At 41.2% G+C, this 18,562-nt stretch carries 19 protein-coding genes and 1 riboswitch; of the genes, 13 read left to right on the forward strand and 6 right to left on the reverse strand.

Going from position 1 to position 18,562, the window contains the following annotated elements; all coding sequences use genetic code 11:
- Window positions 1–57 precede the first annotated feature (57 nt).
- Window positions 58–738, forward strand: a complete 681-nt coding sequence (locus tag CXF89_RS01995) for a Fe2+-dependent dioxygenase (protein WP_007585050.1) — start codon at window positions 58–60, stop codon at window positions 736–738.
- A gap of 185 nt (window positions 739–923) precedes the next feature.
- On the opposite strand, the gene galE is transcribed toward CXF89_RS01995, so the two are convergent.
- On the reverse strand, window positions 924–1,940 hold the full coding sequence (gene galE, locus CXF89_RS02000; protein WP_007585049.1) for a UDP-glucose 4-epimerase GalE: 1,017 nt from the start codon (window positions 1,938–1,940) through the stop codon (window positions 924–926).
- 279 nt (window positions 1,941–2,219) lie between these two features.
- On the opposite strand from galE, the gene CXF89_RS02005 reads away from it, so the two are divergent.
- Window positions 2,220–2,711: a DUF3016 domain-containing protein gene (locus CXF89_RS02005; protein WP_010555263.1), complete on the forward strand. Its 492-nt coding sequence runs from the start codon at window positions 2,220–2,222 to the stop codon at window positions 2,709–2,711.
- Between the two features lie 47 nt (window positions 2,712–2,758).
- Here the strand turns inward: CXF89_RS02005 and CXF89_RS02010 are convergent, their stop codons facing one another.
- A complete protein-coding gene (locus tag CXF89_RS02010; protein WP_007585044.1) occupies window positions 2,759–3,049 on the reverse strand; it encodes a hypothetical protein in 291 nt (96 codons plus the stop codon).
- A 71-nt stretch (window positions 3,050–3,120) separates the two neighbouring features.
- On the opposite strand from CXF89_RS02010, the gene CXF89_RS02015 reads away from it, so the two are divergent.
- Window positions 3,121–3,330 (forward strand): hypothetical protein, encoded by a 210-nt coding sequence (locus CXF89_RS02015; protein ID WP_002960797.1) that lies wholly within the window; start codon window positions 3,121–3,123, stop codon window positions 3,328–3,330.
- A gap of 8 nt (window positions 3,331–3,338) precedes the next feature.
- On the opposite strand, the gene epmB is transcribed toward CXF89_RS02015, so the two are convergent.
- A complete protein-coding gene (gene epmB / locus CXF89_RS02020) occupies window positions 3,339–4,352 on the reverse strand; it encodes an EF-P beta-lysylation protein EpmB (protein WP_121953725.1) in 1,014 nt (337 codons plus the stop codon).
- Between the two features lie 41 nt (window positions 4,353–4,393).
- Here epmB and efp point away from each other — a divergent pair, with 41 nt between their 5' ends.
- Together efp and epmA are read left to right on the forward strand one after the other, a co-directional pair.
- Window positions 4,394–4,960: an elongation factor P gene (gene efp / locus CXF89_RS02025; protein WP_010555265.1), complete on the forward strand. Its 567-nt coding sequence runs from the start codon at window positions 4,394–4,396 to the stop codon at window positions 4,958–4,960.
- Between the two features lie 57 nt (window positions 4,961–5,017).
- A complete protein-coding gene (epmA, locus tag CXF89_RS02030; protein ID WP_121953669.1) occupies window positions 5,018–5,992 on the forward strand; it encodes an elongation factor P--(R)-beta-lysine ligase in 975 nt (324 codons plus the stop codon).
- A 183-nt stretch (window positions 5,993–6,175) separates the two neighbouring features.
- On the opposite strand, the gene CXF89_RS02035 is transcribed toward epmA, so the two are convergent.
- Entirely contained in the window at window positions 6,176–8,293 is a 2,118-nt protein-coding gene (locus CXF89_RS02035; protein WP_180961370.1) for a TonB-dependent receptor, read from the reverse strand.
- A gap of 84 nt (window positions 8,294–8,377) precedes the next feature.
- Between CXF89_RS02035 and CXF89_RS02040 the strand changes: the two genes are divergently transcribed.
- From CXF89_RS02040 to CXF89_RS02075, 8 genes are all read left to right on the forward strand, one after another.
- Window positions 8,378–8,776, forward strand: a complete 399-nt coding sequence (locus tag CXF89_RS02040) for an acyl-CoA thioesterase (RefSeq protein WP_010555268.1) — start codon at window positions 8,378–8,380, stop codon at window positions 8,774–8,776.
- A gap of 126 nt (window positions 8,777–8,902) precedes the next feature.
- Window positions 8,903–9,301 (forward strand): META domain-containing protein, encoded by a 399-nt coding sequence (locus tag CXF89_RS02045; RefSeq protein WP_010555269.1) that lies wholly within the window; start codon window positions 8,903–8,905, stop codon window positions 9,299–9,301.
- A gap of 107 nt (window positions 9,302–9,408) precedes the next feature.
- A riboswitch (TPP riboswitch) is annotated at window positions 9,409–9,523 on the forward strand.
- A 143-nt stretch (window positions 9,524–9,666) separates the two neighbouring features.
- Window positions 9,667–11,619, forward strand: a complete 1,953-nt coding sequence (gene thiC, locus CXF89_RS02050; RefSeq protein ID WP_121953670.1) for a phosphomethylpyrimidine synthase ThiC — start codon at window positions 9,667–9,669, stop codon at window positions 11,617–11,619.
- Window positions 11,620–11,724: 105 nt separating this feature from the next.
- On the forward strand, window positions 11,725–12,738 hold the full coding sequence (locus CXF89_RS02055; protein WP_121953671.1) for an FAD-dependent oxidoreductase: 1,014 nt from the start codon (window positions 11,725–11,727) through the stop codon (window positions 12,736–12,738).
- A gap of 6 nt (window positions 12,739–12,744) precedes the next feature.
- A complete protein-coding gene (gene thiS / locus CXF89_RS02060) occupies window positions 12,745–12,939 on the forward strand; it encodes a sulfur carrier protein ThiS (RefSeq protein ID WP_002960781.1) in 195 nt (64 codons plus the stop codon).
- 5 nt (window positions 12,940–12,944) lie between these two features.
- Window positions 12,945–13,736, forward strand: a complete 792-nt coding sequence (locus CXF89_RS02065; RefSeq protein WP_121953672.1) for a thiazole synthase — start codon at window positions 12,945–12,947, stop codon at window positions 13,734–13,736.
- Between the two features lie 10 nt (window positions 13,737–13,746).
- Window positions 13,747–15,282 (forward strand): thiamine phosphate synthase, encoded by a 1,536-nt coding sequence (gene thiE / locus CXF89_RS02070; RefSeq protein ID WP_121953673.1) that lies wholly within the window; start codon window positions 13,747–13,749, stop codon window positions 15,280–15,282.
- A gap of 35 nt (window positions 15,283–15,317) precedes the next feature.
- Complete coding sequence (locus CXF89_RS02075) at window positions 15,318–16,067, forward strand: HesA/MoeB/ThiF family protein (protein ID WP_121953674.1); 750 nt, start codon at window positions 15,318–15,320, stop codon at window positions 16,065–16,067.
- A gap of 507 nt (window positions 16,068–16,574) precedes the next feature.
- Here the strand turns inward: CXF89_RS02075 and asd are convergent.
- On the reverse strand, window positions 16,575–17,441 hold the full coding sequence (gene asd, locus CXF89_RS02080; protein WP_180961371.1) for an archaetidylserine decarboxylase: 867 nt from the start codon (window positions 17,439–17,441) through the stop codon (window positions 16,575–16,577).
- A 15-nt stretch (window positions 17,442–17,456) separates the two neighbouring features.
- Entirely contained in the window at window positions 17,457–18,515 is a 1,059-nt protein-coding gene (rsgA, locus tag CXF89_RS02085) for a small ribosomal subunit biogenesis GTPase RsgA (RefSeq protein ID WP_010554253.1), read from the reverse strand.
- Window positions 18,516–18,562 lie beyond the last annotated feature (47 nt).

Raw genomic sequence — 18,562 nt, forward strand, 5'->3', positions numbered from 1 at the left:
AAAAGGGCAGAGTTAACTCTGCCCTTAATTATTTGATGAAAATGTGAGAGGGCGCACATGCTAGTTAAAATTCCAGAGCTACTAACGAAAGAAGAAGTGGCGTATTGTCATGAGGTTTTGCTTAAAGCGCAGTGGGCCGATGGCAGTATTACCGCAGGGCATCAATCAACCAAAGCAAAAAATAACTTACAGCTACCTGAAAATAGCCCTGAATGCCAAGAGCTTGGCGACATTATTATGGCAGCACTTGCGCGTAGTAATTTGTTTATGTCGGCAGCGCTCCCCGCAAAAATTTTTCCTCCGCTTTTTAACTGTTATCAAGGTGGGCAATCGTTTGGTGTGCATGTAGATAATGCGATTAGACAAGTGCCGGGTACGCCAGTAAAAATTCGTACAGATGTATCAATGACGTTATTTATTAATGACCCCGAAGACTATGAGGGCGGTGAACTTGTTATTGAAGACACTTATGGCTCACACAGCGTAAAGCTGCCAGCAGGCAGTATGGTGTTGTACCCTTCAACGAGTTTACATCGTGTAATGCCAGTAACGAGTGGGCGCAGATTAGCCTCATTCTTTTGGTTACAGAGCATGGTAAACAGCGACGAAAAACGTGGTTTACTCTTTGATTTAGATATGTCGATTCAAAGTTTGCGCAGCAAAGTAGAAGATAGCCCAGAGATTATTCAATTAACAGGGGTTTATCATAACTTGCTAAGGCAGTGGGCGCAGACATAACGAAGATACTCGTTATTAAATATTGGATATTAGATATAAGTAATTAAAAGCTGTGCTTTTCGCGTGAGTAAGCTCTACGCCTACGACGCAGCCATAAAATTGAATTCGGTGTTTAAAATGCTCGGTATGCTCGGTATGCGCGGCTTGATGCCGCGCACTTATTGTAAGCGCAAAGCTTGTTTTACTTAACCCTTATAACCGTTAGGGTTATTTGACTGCCAGCGCCAGGTATCTTGCATCATTTCATCAATACCGCGCACAGCTTCCCAGCCAAGTTCATTAAGTGCTTTTTCTGGCGCTGCATAACACGCTGCAATATCACCCGGGCGGCGAGGTGAAACCTGATAAGGTACAGCTTGATCACTTGCTTTAATAAATGCATTAACCATTTGTAGTACAGAGTAACCATTACCAGTACCTAGGTTATAAACTAATGCACCCGTACTGCTGGCAATTTTATCAAGCGCTTTTAAATGACCAATAGCTAAATCTACAACGTGTATATAGTCGCGTACACCTGTGCCATCAACTGTGTCGTAGTCATCACCAAATACAGCGAGTTGCTTTAATTTACCTACCGCTACTTGTGCGATAAACGGTAAAAGGTTGTTTGGAATACCATTAGGATCTTCACCAATTAAGCCCGACTCATGTGCACCCACTGGGTTAAAGTAACGCAAAATAGCAAACGCAAAGCGCTCATCTGATTTGGCGATATCTTGTAGCATCATCTCAACCATCAGCTTAGATGTGCCGTACGGGTTAGTAGTACCGCCTACAGGAAAGTCTTCTTTAATTGGTAAGCTTGCAGGGTCGCCGTATACTGTGGCTGACGAGCTAAATACTAATTTAAATACACCAGCATCGCGCATTGCATCAACAAGCGTAAGCGTACCTTGTACATTGTTTTGATAGTACTCAATGGGCTTTGCTACCGACTCGCCTACTGATTTTAAGCCCGCAAAATGTATAACACTATCAACCGTGTGTTTTGCAAATACTGAATCTAAAAAGAATTTATCGAGAATATCGCCTTGGTAAAAAGTGGCCTCTTTGCCTGTAATATTCTTTACGCGCGCAAGTGATTCTTGTGATGAGTTACTTAAATTATCAATAACAACAACATCGTTACCTTGCTGTAAAAGTTCTAAAACAGTGTGCGAGCCAATATAGCCAGCGCCACCGGTTACTAAAATAGTCATGAAAGCTCCGTGGGTACCTTTTATCAATTGAGTTAATTTCACCATAAATAGAGGTGATTTACATGCTTTATCTGTAATTTCTATAGTTTAAATAACATCTTTTTTTAATAACGGTAAATTAATCACTTTTGATTACATTTCACTCAGTAGAAGTAACACTTTATACGTAAGATTAAGTTATAGTTAATAAACAAGTGCTAAAATGAGTCTAGTAATAGCTAATGCTAGGTTTACTCCAATCTACACTTTTGTGATTGGTCTACCTCTTTGGAGAAAGATATGAATTTAGTTAAAAAAATAGCAACAACAATGTGTATTGCATTACCTGCGCTTGCCCATGCTGGTGAGTCTGTTGTTAAATGGCATGACTTTAATGATTATCGTGATGTGCGAGCGTCAAACCAAACAAAGAGCTCATATCACAAAAGTGTGGCAGCAAGTTTCGAAAAGCATATGGCTAAACTAGCCGAGCAATTGCCAAAAGATTATAAATTAAACGTAGAGTTTACAGATTTAGATTTAGCAGGTGATGTGCGTTATGGCGGTATGGACGAAATTCGTGTAGTAAAACCAATTTACTTTCCACGCATTAAGTTAAATTATTCGTTAACCGATAACGACGGTACAGTGCTAAGTAAAGATACTGATGTGGAGCTTAAAGATATGGGCTTTATGGATAAAATTAAAATGGGCCGCGACGAATCATTTTATTACGAAAAACGCTTACTAACAGAGTGGTTTGGTGAACAAATATTACCAAGTTTAGATTAACTGAAAATAAAAATGCCGCTAAATAGCGGCATTTTTATTTTTAAGCTTTACTTAAAAGTAGCTAACAACGTGAGTATTTGTTGTAACTTAATAACGGTTGTTTTCAGTTTTTCTTCTTCAAAACCATCGTTAGATAAGCTTTCAACATCAGCAGCTACGTCGAGTACGTAAGGCTTAAAACGTTTAGCTTCAAAGCTAAAGCCTGAATCGGCAGTAAATAAGGCTTTAAACTTACCGTGACCTTGCTGTTGAAGCTCGTCGAGTTTTTTGTCAGCATCAAGTGCCTGACGGTAAACAATTTTTAAGTTGGCATTGAGTTGTTCAATAATAGAATCCATGGTTTTCCTAAAGCTTTGCACTGCATTGCCGACATAATACTTGGATTACATTTAAAAGTCAGGTTTGTTATATGAATATATCAGGCACAAGTTTACCCGCTGTTTCTGGCTCAGGCCAAGGCAGTGAGCTTTACAGCGCTGCTTTATCTAAAAAGCAGCAGTTAGCAGATGGCGCGGCGGCTCTTGCACTTATTGAAGGTGCTGCACAATCGTCAAGTGCGCAAACACCGGCTAAATCGGTAACAGCATCATTGGGTAACAACGTAAATATATACGTTTAAATGCTGTTTTAAATTAGCTTAAGATCGATAGGTGTTTTGCTTTTTTGACCACCGATTTCTCTTACTAATTTAGGCACTAAAAATCCAGGCAGAGCTTTTAATAGCTCTGCCATTATTTCAATTGCTTGCGCTTCATTAATATCAAAGTGGCTCGCCCCTTCAACTTTATCTAGCAAATACAAATAATACGGCAATACGTCTGCGTCAAATAACGCTTCGCTTAAATTTATTTGCGCATCGAGCGTATCGTTCACATCTTTTAAAATTACAGCTTGGTTTAGAAGCGTTACGTTTGCTTGTTTAAGCTTTTGCATGGCAGCTTTAAAATCAGCGTCTATTTCGTTGGCGTGGTTTATGTGATTAATAAAAATAATTTTTAATGGCGATTTTGCTAATCTCTCACATAACTCATCGGTAACTCGCGCCGGTATAACTACTGGCAGACGGCTATGAATTCGCATTCGTTTTATTTGTGGTAATTGCTCAAGCTCATCCAAAAACCAGCTTATTGCATCGTCTTTGGCCATCAGTGGATCGCCACCACTTAAAATCACTTCGTTTATATTGGTATCTGATTTTATATAGCTCAGTGTTTCTAGCAGACTTTTTTTATTGAGTTGGTTTTCTTGATACGGAAAATGCCTTCTAAAGCAATAACGACAATTTACAGCACAGCCGGTTTTAAACATCACTAAAACACGCGATTTGTACTTATGTAAAACGCCTGGTTGGTCGTTATCTTGCTCAAGTAGGGGATCCTTATTAAAACCCGATTTAGTCAAAAATTCTTGATGGCGTGGCATAACTTGTAGCAAAAGAGGATCGTTTGGATCGCCTTTGCGTATTTTTTTTATAAAAGGGATAGGCACGCGTACCGGAAATAAACTACGGGCTTTTAGGTCGTTTTCATGGACTTGGCTCGATAAACCGACCATTTCAAGCAAGGTTTTTGGGCAGGTAACTACATTTGCTAATTCTTTTTGCCAGTTTTTATGCAAATTTGCTTCATTTCTTTGTATCATTGGCATGTAGATTACTCGAAAAAATATAAATAGAGGAAACGATGGCGAATTATAGCACCAACGAGTTCAAGGGCGGCCTAAAAATTATGATGGACGGCGAGCCTTGCAGTATCTTAGAAAATGAAATGGTAAAACCTGGTAAAGGCCAGGCGTTTAACCGTGTTCGTATCCGTAAACTTATCTCTGGTAAGGTGCTTGAAAAAACCTTTAAATCGGGTGAATCAGTTGAAGGTGCTGATGTAATGGATACTGATTTAGCGTATCTATACACAGACGGCGAATTTTGGCATTTCATGAACAATGAAACATTTGAGCAAATTGCTGCTGACGAAAAAGCACTAGGCGATTCAGTAAAATGGTTAGTTGAAAATGATTTATGCACAATTACATTATGGAACGGCAGCCCTATTGCTGTTACACCACCTAACTTTGTTGAGCTTGAGATCACTGAAACAGATCCTGGCCTTAAAGGCGATACAGCGGGTACTGGTGGTAAACCAGCAACGCTTAGCACAGGCGCTGTGGTACGAGTTCCATTATTTGTACAAATTGGCGAAGTAATTAAAGTAGACACTCGTAACGGTGAATATGTAAGCCGTGTTAAGTAAGCTTTAACATTGTTTATAAAATCCCAGCTTACGCTGGGATTTTTTTTTGGAGAAAATATGTCAGCAGATCTTTGGGCCCCAAGCGCAAGCATTGAAACACTAAAACAACGCGCATCGATATTACGTAGCATCCGTGATTTTTTTTATGTACGTGATGTTTTAGAAGTAGAAACGCCAAGCTTAAGTGCTGCCAGTGTAACCGATGTGCACTTAGCTAGTTTTAATACCAAATTTGTAGGTCCAGGGCATGCTGGTGGGCTTCCTCTGTTTTTACAAACATCTCCAGAGTTTGCCATGAAACGCTTGTTAGCAGCAGGCTCAGGCGCTATTTTTCAGCTTTGTAAAGCATTTAGAAATGAAGAAGCGGGTAGCCATCATAATCCTGAATTTACTATGCTGGAATGGTATCGCCCAGGCTTTGATGAATTTACACTTATGGATGAAATGGATGAGTTAATGCAACTTGTTTTAGGTGTCGAGCCTGCAACTAGACTTACTTATCAGCAAGCGTTTGAACAAGCACTCGGCCTCGATCCTTTAACAGCAAGCATAGAGCAATTAAAGCAACTAGCGTGTAAGCAGGGGTTTGCTGATATAGCCCAAAATGAAACGCATAAAGATACCTTACTGCAATTATTATTTTGTATGAAAGTGGAGCCAACAATAGGACAAGAAAAACCGTGTTTTGTTTATCATTTTCCAGCTTCTCAAGCGGCACTTGCACAAATTTGTGAACATGATGCACGCGTAGCAGGGCGCTTTGAGCTTTATTACAAAAATATGGAATTGGCTAACGGCTTTAACGAACTCACAAATGCCAGTGAGCAAGCTAAACGTTTTAATGAAGATAACACATACCGCGCTAACAACGGTTTAAAGCAAGTACCAATGGATACACGTTTAATTAAAGCGCTAGAACATGGATTACCACAATGCGCAGGAGTTGCTCTGGGGATTGATAGGTTGGTAATGCTCGCAACAAATAAAGAAAAAATTAAAGACGTAATAGCGTTTGATGTTCAAAGAGCGTGATGCTTGGCTTGTAGGCGTAGGTGGAATATTTGTAGGTGCGAATTTATTTCGCGCTCGTGTAATTTAACTTTATAAAAAGCGAGGTATAAAACCTCACCTACAAATAAAAACACCGCGTTTAATTTAAACGCGGTGTTTTTATTTGCTTGCTGTAGCTTTCATTTGAAAGCCAACGGCTGTGCTTTACAGATTAAGTGTAAACGTAACACCTGCAACACGAGGCTCACCTAATTGTGTGTAGGTATGCGTTGCGTAACCATCTTGTGGATCGTTACCAAACTCAAAACCACGTGTAGGGACTGTCTCGTCAAACACGTTACGAGCCCACGCGCGAACTGCCCACATGTCTGCTTCGTAGCCAAAGCTTAAGTTAACTAAGTTGCTGCTTGGTGCCTGTGAGTTATGACTATCTGAGAAGTAGTAGTCGTCCTTACCTTCAACACCAATCATACCGTAAAGCTCACTTGTAAAGTTATAGCGAGCAGTAAACGCATACTGGTATTTAGGTGACTGTGCTTGCTCACGACCGTCTTGGTTTAAGCCAGACTGCGTTACAAAGTCATCTATTTCAGTGTTTAAGTAACCAGCACTACCCGTTAAAAATAGATTATCAGTTAGTTGGTAACTACCTTCAACTTCTAATCCGTAGTTGCTACCAGAACTTGCGTTATCAACATAACCGGTAAATTGCTGACCTTCTACTTGCCATGCTTTTAACTGAATATCGTCGCGGTGCATGTAAAATGCAGCTAAGCGAAGCGTAAATTTGTCATCAAGCGATGAGCCTTTAACACCAAATTCGCCACTCCATAAATATTCAGGGTCGAAACTGGTGTGTTGCTGGAAAAAATCAGCGCTTAGGTTTAAGCCTTCATCTTTGGCTTTAGCAAGCGCTTCTGAGTTAATACCGCCAGCTTTGTAGCCACGCGTAATGCTGGTGTAGATCATAGTGCGATCAATCACTTGATATTCAAGTGCTATTTTACCGCCAACCATTACGTCGTCGGTGTCTTGTATAAAGCCATTGCTATCGGTGTAGTCGCCTTGGTATTGCTCTACACGTAAACCTGTAATTAATGTTGTTTTAGGGCCAATTGGAGTCGCTACTTGACCATATACTGCAACGTTACTCGTTTCGTAAGTTGAAGAAAACGGGCTTGCTAACCATGTGTATTGGCGCTCTAAATCAACGTCACGGTTTTGGTAATAAATACCCGCAACCCAGTTACCCGTTTTAGAATTAAACTGTAAATCTACAGACTGATCGTCGCGATCGCGGCTGTATAAATCAGTTGAGCTGTATCCATCTGGATGTAAGCCAGCAGCACATAACTTTGGCTCACTTGTATCGTTACATACCCAGTCTTCGTCAAAGCTGTAAAGTAATTCGGTATCAATAGCCGACAGGTTTAGATTTACATCAAAAGCGTCAAAACCCGTGTAAGTATTCTTGACACCTATAGCGTAGCTTTCTTGATTATCTTGGCCTGGTTCATCGGCAACACTATTGCGGCTGTTATCAAGCGTAAACGCATCGTAACCATTGTTTATGTCAATATAGTGAAGGTTTAATTCAGTATTTAAATGCTTTGTAAGCTGACTGTTTATTTTAAAGCGGGCTACTTGTTCGTCTTGATTTTGTGTTTCGTCATTTAAGTACAAGTTATCTACGTAACCGTCTGACTTTCTGCGAAAGTAGCTAACGCGTGCGCTAGTGTCATCTGTTAAGCCTGTGCTTGCTGCAATGCCTGCTTCGCGGGTGTTGTATGTGCCAGCACCTACTTGTAATTTTAAACTTGGATCGCTCGTGGCTTTAGCTGAACCCATTTGGATCATACCGGCCATACCGTCTGCGCCAAAGCGTGTACCTTGTGGACCACGGTAAATTTCTACTTGGTCTATATCAAATAATAATGAGCTGCCACCAAGGCCAGAATAGTTAATACCATCAATTACTAAGCCTACAGATGGATTAATAGGATCTACAAATTGTGAACGAAGTCCCACGCCACGAATTTGAATATAACGACCGCGCGACGCACCAGATGCAAAATTTACATTGGCGGTACTGCCTAACATTTCGTCTAAGTAACTTGCACCACGTTGATTAATTTCATCTTCGCTGAATAAGCTCGCACTCGCGCTTAAAGTTTGAATGCTTTCGCGCTGAAAATCGCCGGTTACAACAATTCTTTCTAGGTCGCTATCATCAGCGTTAGCTGCAATTGGTGCACCAAGCAGCGGTAAAAGTGCGGCAGTAATTAAAGACAAACGTAAGTTCATTGGGTTACTTAACTCCATTTTAGGGACTCGTATGGTAGCAATTATTTAAACACATGTGCTATAAACGCGGCAATTATACGTTAAATAATCAGGATTACTAATATGACCTTTAAAGTTGACTTCAAAGTACGTGATTACGAATGTGACTTACAAGGTATCGTAAATAACAGTGTTTATTTTAATTATTTAGAGCATGCTCGCCATGAATTTTTGTACGCACACGGTATTGATTTTGCTCAATTAGCGAAAGATAAAATTAACCTAGTCGTGATGCGCAGCGAAATGGACTATAAACATTCACTATTACCAGGTGATGAATTTTATGTGGCTGTGGAGCCGCAGCGTATTAGTCGTTTAAAATTTGCGTTTAAGCAAACGGTTATACGTAAAAGCGATGAAAAAGTAATGCTCAATGCACTGGTTATAGGAACGTCTGTTAATGAAAAAGGTAGACCGTTTTTACCTGAGCAAATAGATAACGTATTTAAAACTACAACTTAGTACTTAATCGCATAAATTTTGAACTATCATAGAACAAAAATTTACATTTAAAACATGCATTTTTAACGGATAAAGGGCATAAATATTGTTACAATTACATTAATTAGACAATTAGTTAGTAGTAGCATGAAATTAGCAGCAATACCGATGCTTATAGTCGGTTTATGTGTTGGTTGCGCATCAACAGGGACGGTTACCAGTGAGCAGCTTAAATACACCCAATGGCAATTATCACGTGTTGATGGTTTAGCAATTCCACCTTCGTTTAATGCATCAATGAGCTTTATTGAAGCACTGCAAGTAAACGGTTTTGCTGGCTGTAACAAATTTTTTGGTGAAGGCTCGCTTGAAGAAAGTAACCTTACCGTAAGTAAATTAGGAATGACGCGCAAGTCGTGCGGCGAAGACCTTGATGAGTTTGAGCAGCAGTTATTACAAGCCTTAAAGCAAGGTGCAGAGCTTAAAATGCAAGACCAGCAATTAGTCATGCAAGGCGAGCAAACATTTGTGTTTATCCCTAAATAATTTTAAGTTTTTGAAAAACAGCCCCTTGCGGGCAGTTTTTAACTGACGTACACTCAGCGCAGATTTGATGGATAACACCTTCAAATTAACGAACAGAATTTATATATCAATACTTGTCGGAGTGCCAAAGCTAAGTAATTAGTTTTTGGCTGAGATCGCGAAAGCGGGATCCGTGAACCTGATCAGGTTAATACCTGCGTAGGGAACAAGCTGCCTAAAATGGGACGCTTGTGCGTCTTTTTTTATGCGCACAATAAAGTGATTTTTTTTATTTTAGGCTGCAAAGTAGCATGTACGCTACTTTACGATCTTTCTCTATTCCTCGGAATATCTGACAAGACAACCCTTAAGCAATGAGGCAAGTCATGTCAAATACTACAAATAAAGCGTCACGCCGAGAAACTCGTGCTGCCGCGTCTGAATATATTTATAACTTAACGGGTCAACCGTTTCCAAATTCTCATAAAGTATACGTTGAAGGCACTCAACCTGGCGTGCGCGTTGGTATGCGTGAAATTACGTTAAGTGATACGTTTATTGGCGGCACAGATGAAAACCCTGTTTATGAGTCAAACGATCCGCTACGTGTTTACGATACGTCGGGCCCGTATACCGATCCTAATTTTGAACTAGACGTACGCAAAGGCTTACCAAAATTTCGTGAACAATGGATTGAAAGCCGTGGCGACACCGAGGTTTTAGAATCAGTGACGTCGCAATTTTCGCAGCAACGTATGGCGGATGAAGGGCTGGATCATATTCGCTTTGATCACCTTCCAAAAATTCGCCGTGGTAAAACAGGCAAAAACGTAACGCAAATGCACTACGCACGCCAAGGGATTATTACTCCTGAAATGGAATACGTAGCCGTTCGCGAAAATATGGGACGTGCAGAAATTCGTAAAGAATTATTAGCAGCGCAGCATAAAGGCGAGTCGTTTGGCGCGAGTATTCCTGAATTTATTACCCCAGAATTTGTACGCGATGAAATAGCCCGTGGTCGCGCTATTTTACCAAATAATATAAACCATCCAGAAACAGAACCTATGATTGTAGGCCGTAACTTTTTAGTAAAAGTTAATGCCAATATTGGTAATTCATCGGTTAGCTCATCTATTGAAGAAGAAGTAGAAAAAATGGTGTGGTCTACCCGCTGGGGCGCAGACACCGTGATGGACTTATCAACGGGACGTTACATTCACGAAACGCGTGAATGGGTTGTACGTAACTCGCCTGTACCTATTGGCACAGTACCGATTTATCAAGCACTTGAAAAAGTAAATGGTGTGGCTGAGGATTTAACGTGGGAAATTTTCCGCGATACGCTTATAGAGCAAGCCGAGCAGGGCGTTGATTACTTTACTATTCACGCCGGTGTATTACTTCGTTATGTACCAATGACGGCTAAACGTGTAACCGGTATTGTGTCGCGCGGTGGCTCAATTATGGCTAAATGGTGTTTAGCGCATCACAAAGAGAACTTTTTATACACACACTTTGAAGACATTTGTGAAATTTTAAAACAATACGATGTGTGTTTTTCATTAGGTGATGGCCTTCGTCCAGGTTCGATTGCTGATGCTAACGATGAAGCGCAGTTTAGTGAGCTACGCACATTAGGAGAACTGACTAAAATTGCGTGGAAGCACGATGTACAGGTATTTATTGAAGGCCCTGGTCATGTACCAATGCACATGATTAAAGCCAATATGGATGAGCAATTAAAGCATTGCGACGAAGCGCCATTTTATACATTAGGCCCGTTAACCACCGATATTGCACCAGGATACGACCATATTACCTCGGGTATTGGGGCGGCTCAAATAGCATGGTACGGCTGTGCAATGCTGTGTTATGTAACACCTAAAGAGCATTTAGGTCTGCCAAATAAAGAAGATGTTAAAGAAGGATTAATTACCTACAAAATTGCAGCGCATGCCGCTGATTTAGCAAAAGGGCACCCAGGCGCGCAAGAGCGCGATAACGCCTTATCAAAAGCACGCTTTGAGTTTAGATGGCATGACCAATTTAATATTGGTTTAGACCCTGACCGTGCTCGTGAATATCACGATGAAACCTTGCCGCAAGAATCAGGCAAAGTAGCTCACTTTTGCTCTATGTGTGGTCCTAAATTTTGCTCTATGAAAATTAGCCAAGAAGTACGCGATTACGCTAAAGGTTTAGAAACACGCGGTATTGATCCAAATGATGCTGGCGAGGCTATTGAAATCAAAATGGTTGATGTAGAAGCCGAAATGAAAGCTAAATCAGCTGAGTTTAAGCAAACAGGCTCAGAGATTTACCACAAAGCGGTATAGCTAAAAGTTAGATGCAGACGTAGGTGAGGTTTTATACCTCGCTTCTTTAAAAGTTGAAGAAGTGCGAGTGAATTCGCACCTACTAATAACTGCTTTGGAGGTTTTATGTTTTATAACATTGCTGTGGTGGGTTTTGGTTTAGCAGGGCGCTTAGCTGCCCTTGAGCTAAGTAAGTTGCATCATGTAACGGTGTTTGAAGCTGACGATGAGCAAACCCCAAATAGCGCCGGTAAAGTGGCTGCAGCAATGCTTGCGCCCTTGGCTGAGTCGGTATTGTGCGAGGCTGATTTAGCTTTAATGGGTCTTGATTCAATGAAGCGCTGGCCGGGTATTATTGCTGAACTTGAAAGTGACGTTTTTTTTCAGCAGCAAGGCACTTTGGTCATTGCGCACCAACAGGACAAAGGCGATTTACAAAGCTTTGCACAGCGTATAAAACCGCTAGCTGATCATACTGCCGAGCATATAAATGCTCAGCAAATTACAATGCTTGAACCTGAACTTGCAGCAGGGCGCTTTAATCAAGGTTTATTTTTACCCTGCGAGGGGCAAATAGATAACCAAGCATTTTATAAAGCCAGCTTTGCACAGCTCAACAAACGCAAAGTAAAGTTTGTATTTAATCAGCGCGTAACCATTAGCGACAACAAAATAAATAATCGACCATTCGATTACATTATTGATTGCCGTGGGCTTGGTGCTAAAAATACTCAAGTTGATAAACCGCTTAGAGGTGTGCGCGGCGAAGTAGCAAGGTTATACGCACCAGAGGTAAGTTTAACGCGGCCCGTGCGTTTAATGCACCCGCGTTATCCAATTTATATAGCGCCTAAACCTAACAGTGAATATGTAATTGGTGCGACTGAAATAGAGTCACAAGACAGCGGCGCGGCAACAGTGCGCTCAACTCTTGAGTTACTTTCAGCGGCTTATACCGTACACAGCGGGTTTGCCGAAGCACGACTACTTAGTATTCAAACTGGATTACGCCCCGCATTTAGCGATAACCGCCCAGAAGTATCACAAGTTGGTAATGTAATTAGTATTAACGGTTTGTATCGACATGGTTATATGTTGGCGCCGGCATTAGTGGCGCAAGCAGTTTCACGAATAGAGTGAGAAAAAATGAACATTACAATTAATGGCGAGCTACTTAATGTTAATAGCAAAGCACTCGTTGAGGTACTTCAAAGTTTTGGTGCAGTCGCGCCTTTTGCTGTGGCTGTTAATGGCGAATTTATTCCACAAAGTCGGCACAGTAACTATGTACTTAATGAAGGCGACAGTGTTGAGTTGCTGTCACCCATTCAAGGCGGATAAAGCTCATGCAAACTAAAGACTGTTTAACTATTTATGGAGAGCAAATAAAGAGTCGTTTATTAATAGGCTCTGCGCTTTATCCGTCGCCCGACATTATGACCCAATCAATAGTTGCCTCTGGCGCTGAAATTGTAACCGTGTCGCTTAGGCGCCAACAAAGTGCAGCAGCCGGTGATGACTTTTGGCAGTTAATAAAAAATACAGGCTTAAAAATACTCCCTAATACCGCAGGGTGTCACAGTGTTAAAGAAGCGATAACGCTTGCAAAAATGTGCCGAGAAGTATTTGCCACCGACTGGATAAAGCTAGAGCTGATTGGCGATGATTACAATTTACAGCCGGATCCTTTTGCGCTACTTGAAGCGACAAAAATATTGATTAAGGATGGCTTTAAGGTACTGCCTTATTGCACCGATGACTTAGTACTTTGCCAGCGTTTAAATGAGCTAGGGTGTGAGGTTCTTATGCCGTGGGGAGCACCAATAGGTACAGGCAAAGGCTTGTTAAATAGCTATAATTTAAAAACTATTCGAGAGCGCTTACCCGATACCACATTAATAGTAGATGCAGGTTTAGGTTTGCCATCGCATGCCTGCCAAGCACTCGAAATGGGGTATGATGCGGTATTATTAAATTCAGCCATTGCAGGGGCGGGTTGCCCAATTACTATGAGCCGCGCATTTAAAGCTTCAGTAGAAGCAGGGCGCTTTGCATACAAAGCAAAAGCGATGCCGGAAAAAGACGTTGCAGCTCCATCAACCCCAACAATGGGTATGCCATTTTGGCATCAGCAGTGAAGGAAAGAATATGAATAACGTAGTATGGACAATTGCCGGATCTGATTCGGGCGGCGGTGCCGGTATTCAAGCTGATATAAAAGCAATGCAAAGTTTTGGTGTACATGGCTGCACGGCAATTACGGCGCTTACTGCACAAAATAGTTTAGGTGTAGAGGCTATTAATGCAGTGTCTACCGATATTATTGAATCGCAGTTACTTGCACTTGAAAAAGACATGAAAGCCAAAGTGATAAAAATTGGCATGTTAGCCAATGTGCAGCAAATTCAGTTGATCAGCGAACATATAAGTCACTATAAAGCTAAGTGGTCTGTGCCTCCCGTTATTGTATATGACCCTGTCGCTATTGCCTCAAGCGGTGACTTACTAACAGAAGAAGACACGGTAAGCGCAATAAAAGAATGTTTACTGCCGCTGGTGGATGTAATAACCCCAAACACCCACGAAACACAGTTATTAACCGGTGTGTATTTAATTGGTCCAGCTGCAATAAAAGAAGCGGCTAATAAGCTATTAAGTTGGGGCGCTAAAGCCGTTGTTATTAAAGGCGGACATTGGGATTACCCAAGTGGCTACTGCATTGATTATTGTATTGATAGTAATACGCAAAGTGGTGAAGAATATTGGTTAGGCAATCAAAAAATACAAACACCGCATAACCACGGCACCGGGTGTAGCATGGCTTCGGTAATTGCTGCGTGTTTAGCTAAAGACTACCCATTAAAAGATGCCTTTATTTTAGCTAAGGCATATATAAACCAAGGGCTAAAACAGTCTGTTCGATACGGCGAGGGGATTGGACCGGTTGCTCATACATCGTTCCCCACTAATTTAGCTGACTACCCACAAGTAATTGAGCCCGGTAGCTGGCTGGGCGATGAACTAGATTTTGATGTGCCGCTTGATTTTAATATGGCTGCTGATTTTGCACCTTGTGAAAGTAAATCGCTGGGCTTATATGCGGTTGTTGATAGCACCGATTGGTTAGAAAAATGCTTACAACAAGGCATTAAAACAGCGCAGTTACGCGTTAAAAATAAAACGCAAGACGAGCTTGATGCGCTCATTAAGCAAGCTGTTGAGCTGGGCAAGCAATACAACGCACAGGTATTTATAAACGATTACTGGCAGCTAGCTATTAAACATGGTGCGTATGGTGTGCATTTAGGGCAAGAGGATTTAGAGATTGCTAATTTAGCGGCAATTAAAGACGCAGGGTTAAGGCTTGGGCTTTCTACTCATGGTTTTTATGAAATGCTACGTGCGCATAATTATCGCCCTAGTTATATGGCATTTGGTGCTATTTACCCAACCACCACTAAAGACATGACAGGCCAAATACAGGGTCTTGAAAAGCTTATTAAATTTGTACCGCTTATGCAAAGCTATCCAACAGTGGCAATAGGCGGTGTTGATTTAAGCCGTGCTGGGCAGGTAGCGAAAACTGGCGTGGGTAGTGTTGCCGTAGTGCGTGCGATTACCGAGGCTGATAATTACATAGAGGCTATAAGCGCTCTGCAAGTGGCCATAAGCAGTGCTGATTAATATTAACAAGGCTAATACTAACAAGGTCAGTAAAAGTGAATGAGCTAAGCGAAAAAGAAACCCTGCGTTACAGCCGCCATTTATTGCTTGAAGAAGTTGGGCTTGAAGGGCAGTTAGCGCTTAAATCCTCAACGGTTGCAGTAGTGGGGGCTGGTGGTTTAGGTAGCCCAGCACTTTTATATTTAGCCGCTGCGGGTATTGGAACGCTTATTTTAATTGACGATGATGAGGTTGAGCTTTCAAACTTACAGCGCCAAGTGCTTTATAAAATAAACCACTTAGGGCAAAGCAAGGTCGCCGCCGCCGGTAAAGTATTGGCGAGTCTTAATAATCAAATAGACATAGTAACGCATTGCCAAAAGTTAGATGAGAGTAACGTAGCTAACTTGCTAAAAAATGCTGACATTGTGCTTGATTGCTCTGATAACTTTAGTACTCGCTATAGTGTTAATCGTTATTGTATTGCTTATAAAACACCGTTAATTTCGGGTGCTGCATTGGCAACTAAAGGGCAGTTAATGGGCTTTGATTTTAGGCAAAGTGATAGCCCGTGTTATGGCTGTGTTTTTCCACAAAGCGAAGCTACACCAGTTATAAATTGCAGTAACGCAGGAGTAATTAGCCCGCTACTTGGTGTAATAGGCTCTATGCAGGCGCAACTTACGCTTAACTTATTATTAGGTCATTTAAGTGGCAGTGTATTTATAACGTTTGATGCGCTCACTTTAAAGCAACAGCACTTTAAAGTGATTAAAGATTTAGAGTGTAAAGAGTGTGGTAAATAGGTTTGAAAGGAGCCTGTTCCTATTATTACATGTGGCGTTAAAGAATTAAAAGCTGCGCTTTTCGCGTGAGCAAGCTTCACGCCTACAATACATCAAACTTCTGCACCAAGCTTGTTGACGGGCGTGACGAGCAAAACTCGTAATTTCTATGCTTTGGTGTCTTCTCATTTACTCCTCTTTTACTTCTCTTTGTGCAATAAGATTTTAAGTGATTTATTCACAAAGAGGTTGAGAGGGCGCTTCGCTTTAGAGAAGTAAAAATAAATAATTACTATGTTTTATGTCTTCTCATTTATTCCTCTTTTGCTTCTCTTTGTGCAATAAGATTTTAAGTAATTTATTCACAAAGAGGTTAAGAGGGCACTGCGCTTTAGAGAAGCCAATTAATGATTATCAGTTATAAATATTAAAAGCGGCGCTTTTCGCGTGAGCAGGCTTTACGGCTACAAAAATAAAAAACCGCATTTAAATAAATGCGGTTTTTTTATTTCTAATTAACGATTTATTTTAGTCGTTAATTTTTGCAAACGCAGTACCTAAGCGAGTAACCACTTCTGGTAGTTGATCTTCCAGTATTTCAGCTTTATCAGCACCCCATGCAAGTACCACAGTAGAGCCTAATTTAAAGCGACCCATCTCTTCACCCTTTTTAAGCGTGATAGCGTTATCGCCAGTGGTTGGGTATTTCCAACTAAATACATCGCTACCTGCTGGTGGCGTTACAGTACCTGCCCAAATAGTTTCTATGCTGGCTACAATTGTTGCACCAACAAGTACCATAGCAAGCGGACCAATCTCAGTTTCAAAAATTGCTACCACACGTTCGTTACGTGCAAACAAGTTAGGCACGTTTTGCGCTGTAAGTGGGTTTACTGAAAATAAATCACCTGGCACATAAATCATTTTGCTTAGTGTGCCATCAACTGGCATATGAATACGGTGGTAATCTTTAGGTGCTAAATAAATCGTGGCAAACTTACCGCCTAAAAATGGTGTTGTATCATCTTGTGAGCCGCCTAGTAGCGCTTGTAAGCTGTAATCGTGGCCTTTAGCTTGTATTAGCTGTCCGTCAACAATATCGCCTAGCTGGCTGATTGCGCCATCCACTGGATGAATGATGATATTGCTACCATCTACCATTGGGCGCATGCCGTCTTTTAAAGGGCGAGTAAAAAATTCATTAAAGCTTTTATAATGAGCCGGATCTGGGTATTGGGCTTCGCTCATATCTACTTTATATTGTTTAATAAATAGTTTAATTAAAGTCGTTGTTAAAGCACCCGCTTTTGCAGCAGCTAATTTTCCGACTACGCGTGAAATAAAATGTTTTGGCATTGCGTACTGCATTGCGATTTTAAATTTGTCTAAACTCACAGTATTTTTCCTAAATTATACGCGAGGCGCACGGGCGCCTGCACGGCCATCGGCCATTGTTTCTAAAATTCGGTGGTAGCTGTCAAAGCGCAATTGAGAAATTCTTCCATCGGCTACTGCTTCTTTAACGATGCAACCCGGGTCGTTTAAATGTTTACAGTCTCTAAAGCGGCATCCGCCTATAAATTCTCTAAATTCTTTAAAACACCACGTTACACGCTCAACATCTAAATGCCATAAACCAAACTCACGAATACCTGGCGAGTCGATTAGGTTACCGCCACTTGGTAAATGGTGAAGGCGTGAAACAGTTGTTGTGTGCTGGCCTAAGCCGCTGTTTTCAGATACTTCTTTAGTTAATATTTCAGCGTTAGGCAATACAGTATTAACGAGGGTTGATTTCCCCACACCACTTTGGCCAACAAAAATATTATTTTTATCAACAAGTACTTCTTTTAATTTATCAATACCATCGCCTGATATATTACTAACAAGGAGTACTTGGTAATCAAGTTTACGATAGATATCGAGAACTTTTTGTATTTCGTTAAGGCCTGCTTCGTCAATTAAATCGGTTTTATTGAGCACTAAAATTGGCTCAATGCCCATATCTTCACAGGCTATTAAATAACGGTCGATAATACTGGGTGTAAACTCGGGTAATACAGCCGATACCATGAGTATTTGGTCAATGTTGGCTGCAATAACTTTAACACCGTCGTAAAAGTCAGGGCGGGTAAGTTGCGAGCGACGCTCTTGCGTGGCTTCAATTACACCGGCTAAATCACCCTCACTTACTTTGGCACGGCGAAATAATACTTCATCACCACATACTAAATTAGACACAGTACGGCGTATATTACAGCGAAGTACATCGCCATTTTCAGTTTCGACATCGGCGTGTTGGCCAAAACGACTGATCACAATTGCGCTCTCGACCTGACCTAAGTTATCGGTTTGCCATTCTTGCGCCCCTTTTTTAGCCGGTCTTGAGTCTGCGCTATTAATGCGCTTTTGGTGATTGGCCTTGATCTGACGCGATTGGCCTTTACTTAATTTTTTTTGTTTTGCCACTGGAGGCCTATAACCTTAGTTAAATGTCGCTTTTCCTAAAAAAAGCT

Origin of the sequence: Pseudoalteromonas sp. MelDa3, assembly GCF_002863625.1 — a bacterium.
Taxonomy (GTDB): Bacteria; Pseudomonadota; Gammaproteobacteria; order Enterobacterales; family Alteromonadaceae; genus Pseudoalteromonas; species Pseudoalteromonas arctica.

Excerpts from the sequence above, each read along its gene's own strand:
- CXF89_RS02055 (WP_121953671.1), top strand. The coding sequence starts at position 11,725 with ATGTTTTATAACATTGCTGTGGTGGGTTTTGGTTTAGCAGGGCGCTTA.
- CXF89_RS01995 (WP_007585050.1), top strand. The coding sequence starts at position 58 with ATGCTAGTTAAAATTCCAGAGCTACTAACGAAAGAAGAAGTGGCGTAT.
- CXF89_RS02015 (WP_002960797.1), top strand. The coding sequence starts at position 3,121 with ATGAATATATCAGGCACAAGTTTACCCGCTGTTTCTGGCTCAGGCCAA.
- thiS (WP_002960781.1), top strand. The coding sequence starts at position 12,745 with ATGAACATTACAATTAATGGCGAGCTACTTAATGTTAATAGCAAAGCA.
- epmB (WP_121953725.1), bottom strand. The coding sequence starts at position 4,352 with ATGATACAAAGAAATGAAGCAAATTTGCATAAAAACTGGCAAAAAGAA.
- CXF89_RS02045 (WP_010555269.1), top strand. The coding sequence starts at position 8,903 with ATGAAATTAGCAGCAATACCGATGCTTATAGTCGGTTTATGTGTTGGT.
- CXF89_RS02010 (WP_007585044.1), bottom strand. The coding sequence starts at position 3,049 with ATGGATTCTATTATTGAACAACTCAATGCCAACTTAAAAATTGTTTAC.
- epmA (WP_121953669.1), top strand. The coding sequence starts at position 5,018 with ATGTCAGCAGATCTTTGGGCCCCAAGCGCAAGCATTGAAACACTAAAA.
- CXF89_RS02040 (WP_010555268.1), top strand. The coding sequence starts at position 8,378 with ATGACCTTTAAAGTTGACTTCAAAGTACGTGATTACGAATGTGACTTA.
- thiC (WP_121953670.1), top strand. The coding sequence starts at position 9,667 with ATGTCAAATACTACAAATAAAGCGTCACGCCGAGAAACTCGTGCTGCC.
- CXF89_RS02035 (WP_180961370.1), bottom strand. The coding sequence starts at position 8,293 with ATGGAGTTAAGTAACCCAATGAACTTACGTTTGTCTTTAATTACTGCC.
- thiE (WP_121953673.1), top strand. The coding sequence starts at position 13,747 with ATGAATAACGTAGTATGGACAATTGCCGGATCTGATTCGGGCGGCGGT.
- CXF89_RS02005 (WP_010555263.1), top strand. The coding sequence starts at position 2,220 with ATGAATTTAGTTAAAAAAATAGCAACAACAATGTGTATTGCATTACCT.
- galE (WP_007585049.1), bottom strand. The coding sequence starts at position 1,940 with ATGACTATTTTAGTAACCGGTGGCGCTGGCTATATTGGCTCGCACACT.
- CXF89_RS02065 (WP_121953672.1), top strand. The coding sequence starts at position 12,945 with ATGCAAACTAAAGACTGTTTAACTATTTATGGAGAGCAAATAAAGAGT.
- efp (WP_010555265.1), top strand. The coding sequence starts at position 4,394 with ATGGCGAATTATAGCACCAACGAGTTCAAGGGCGGCCTAAAAATTATG.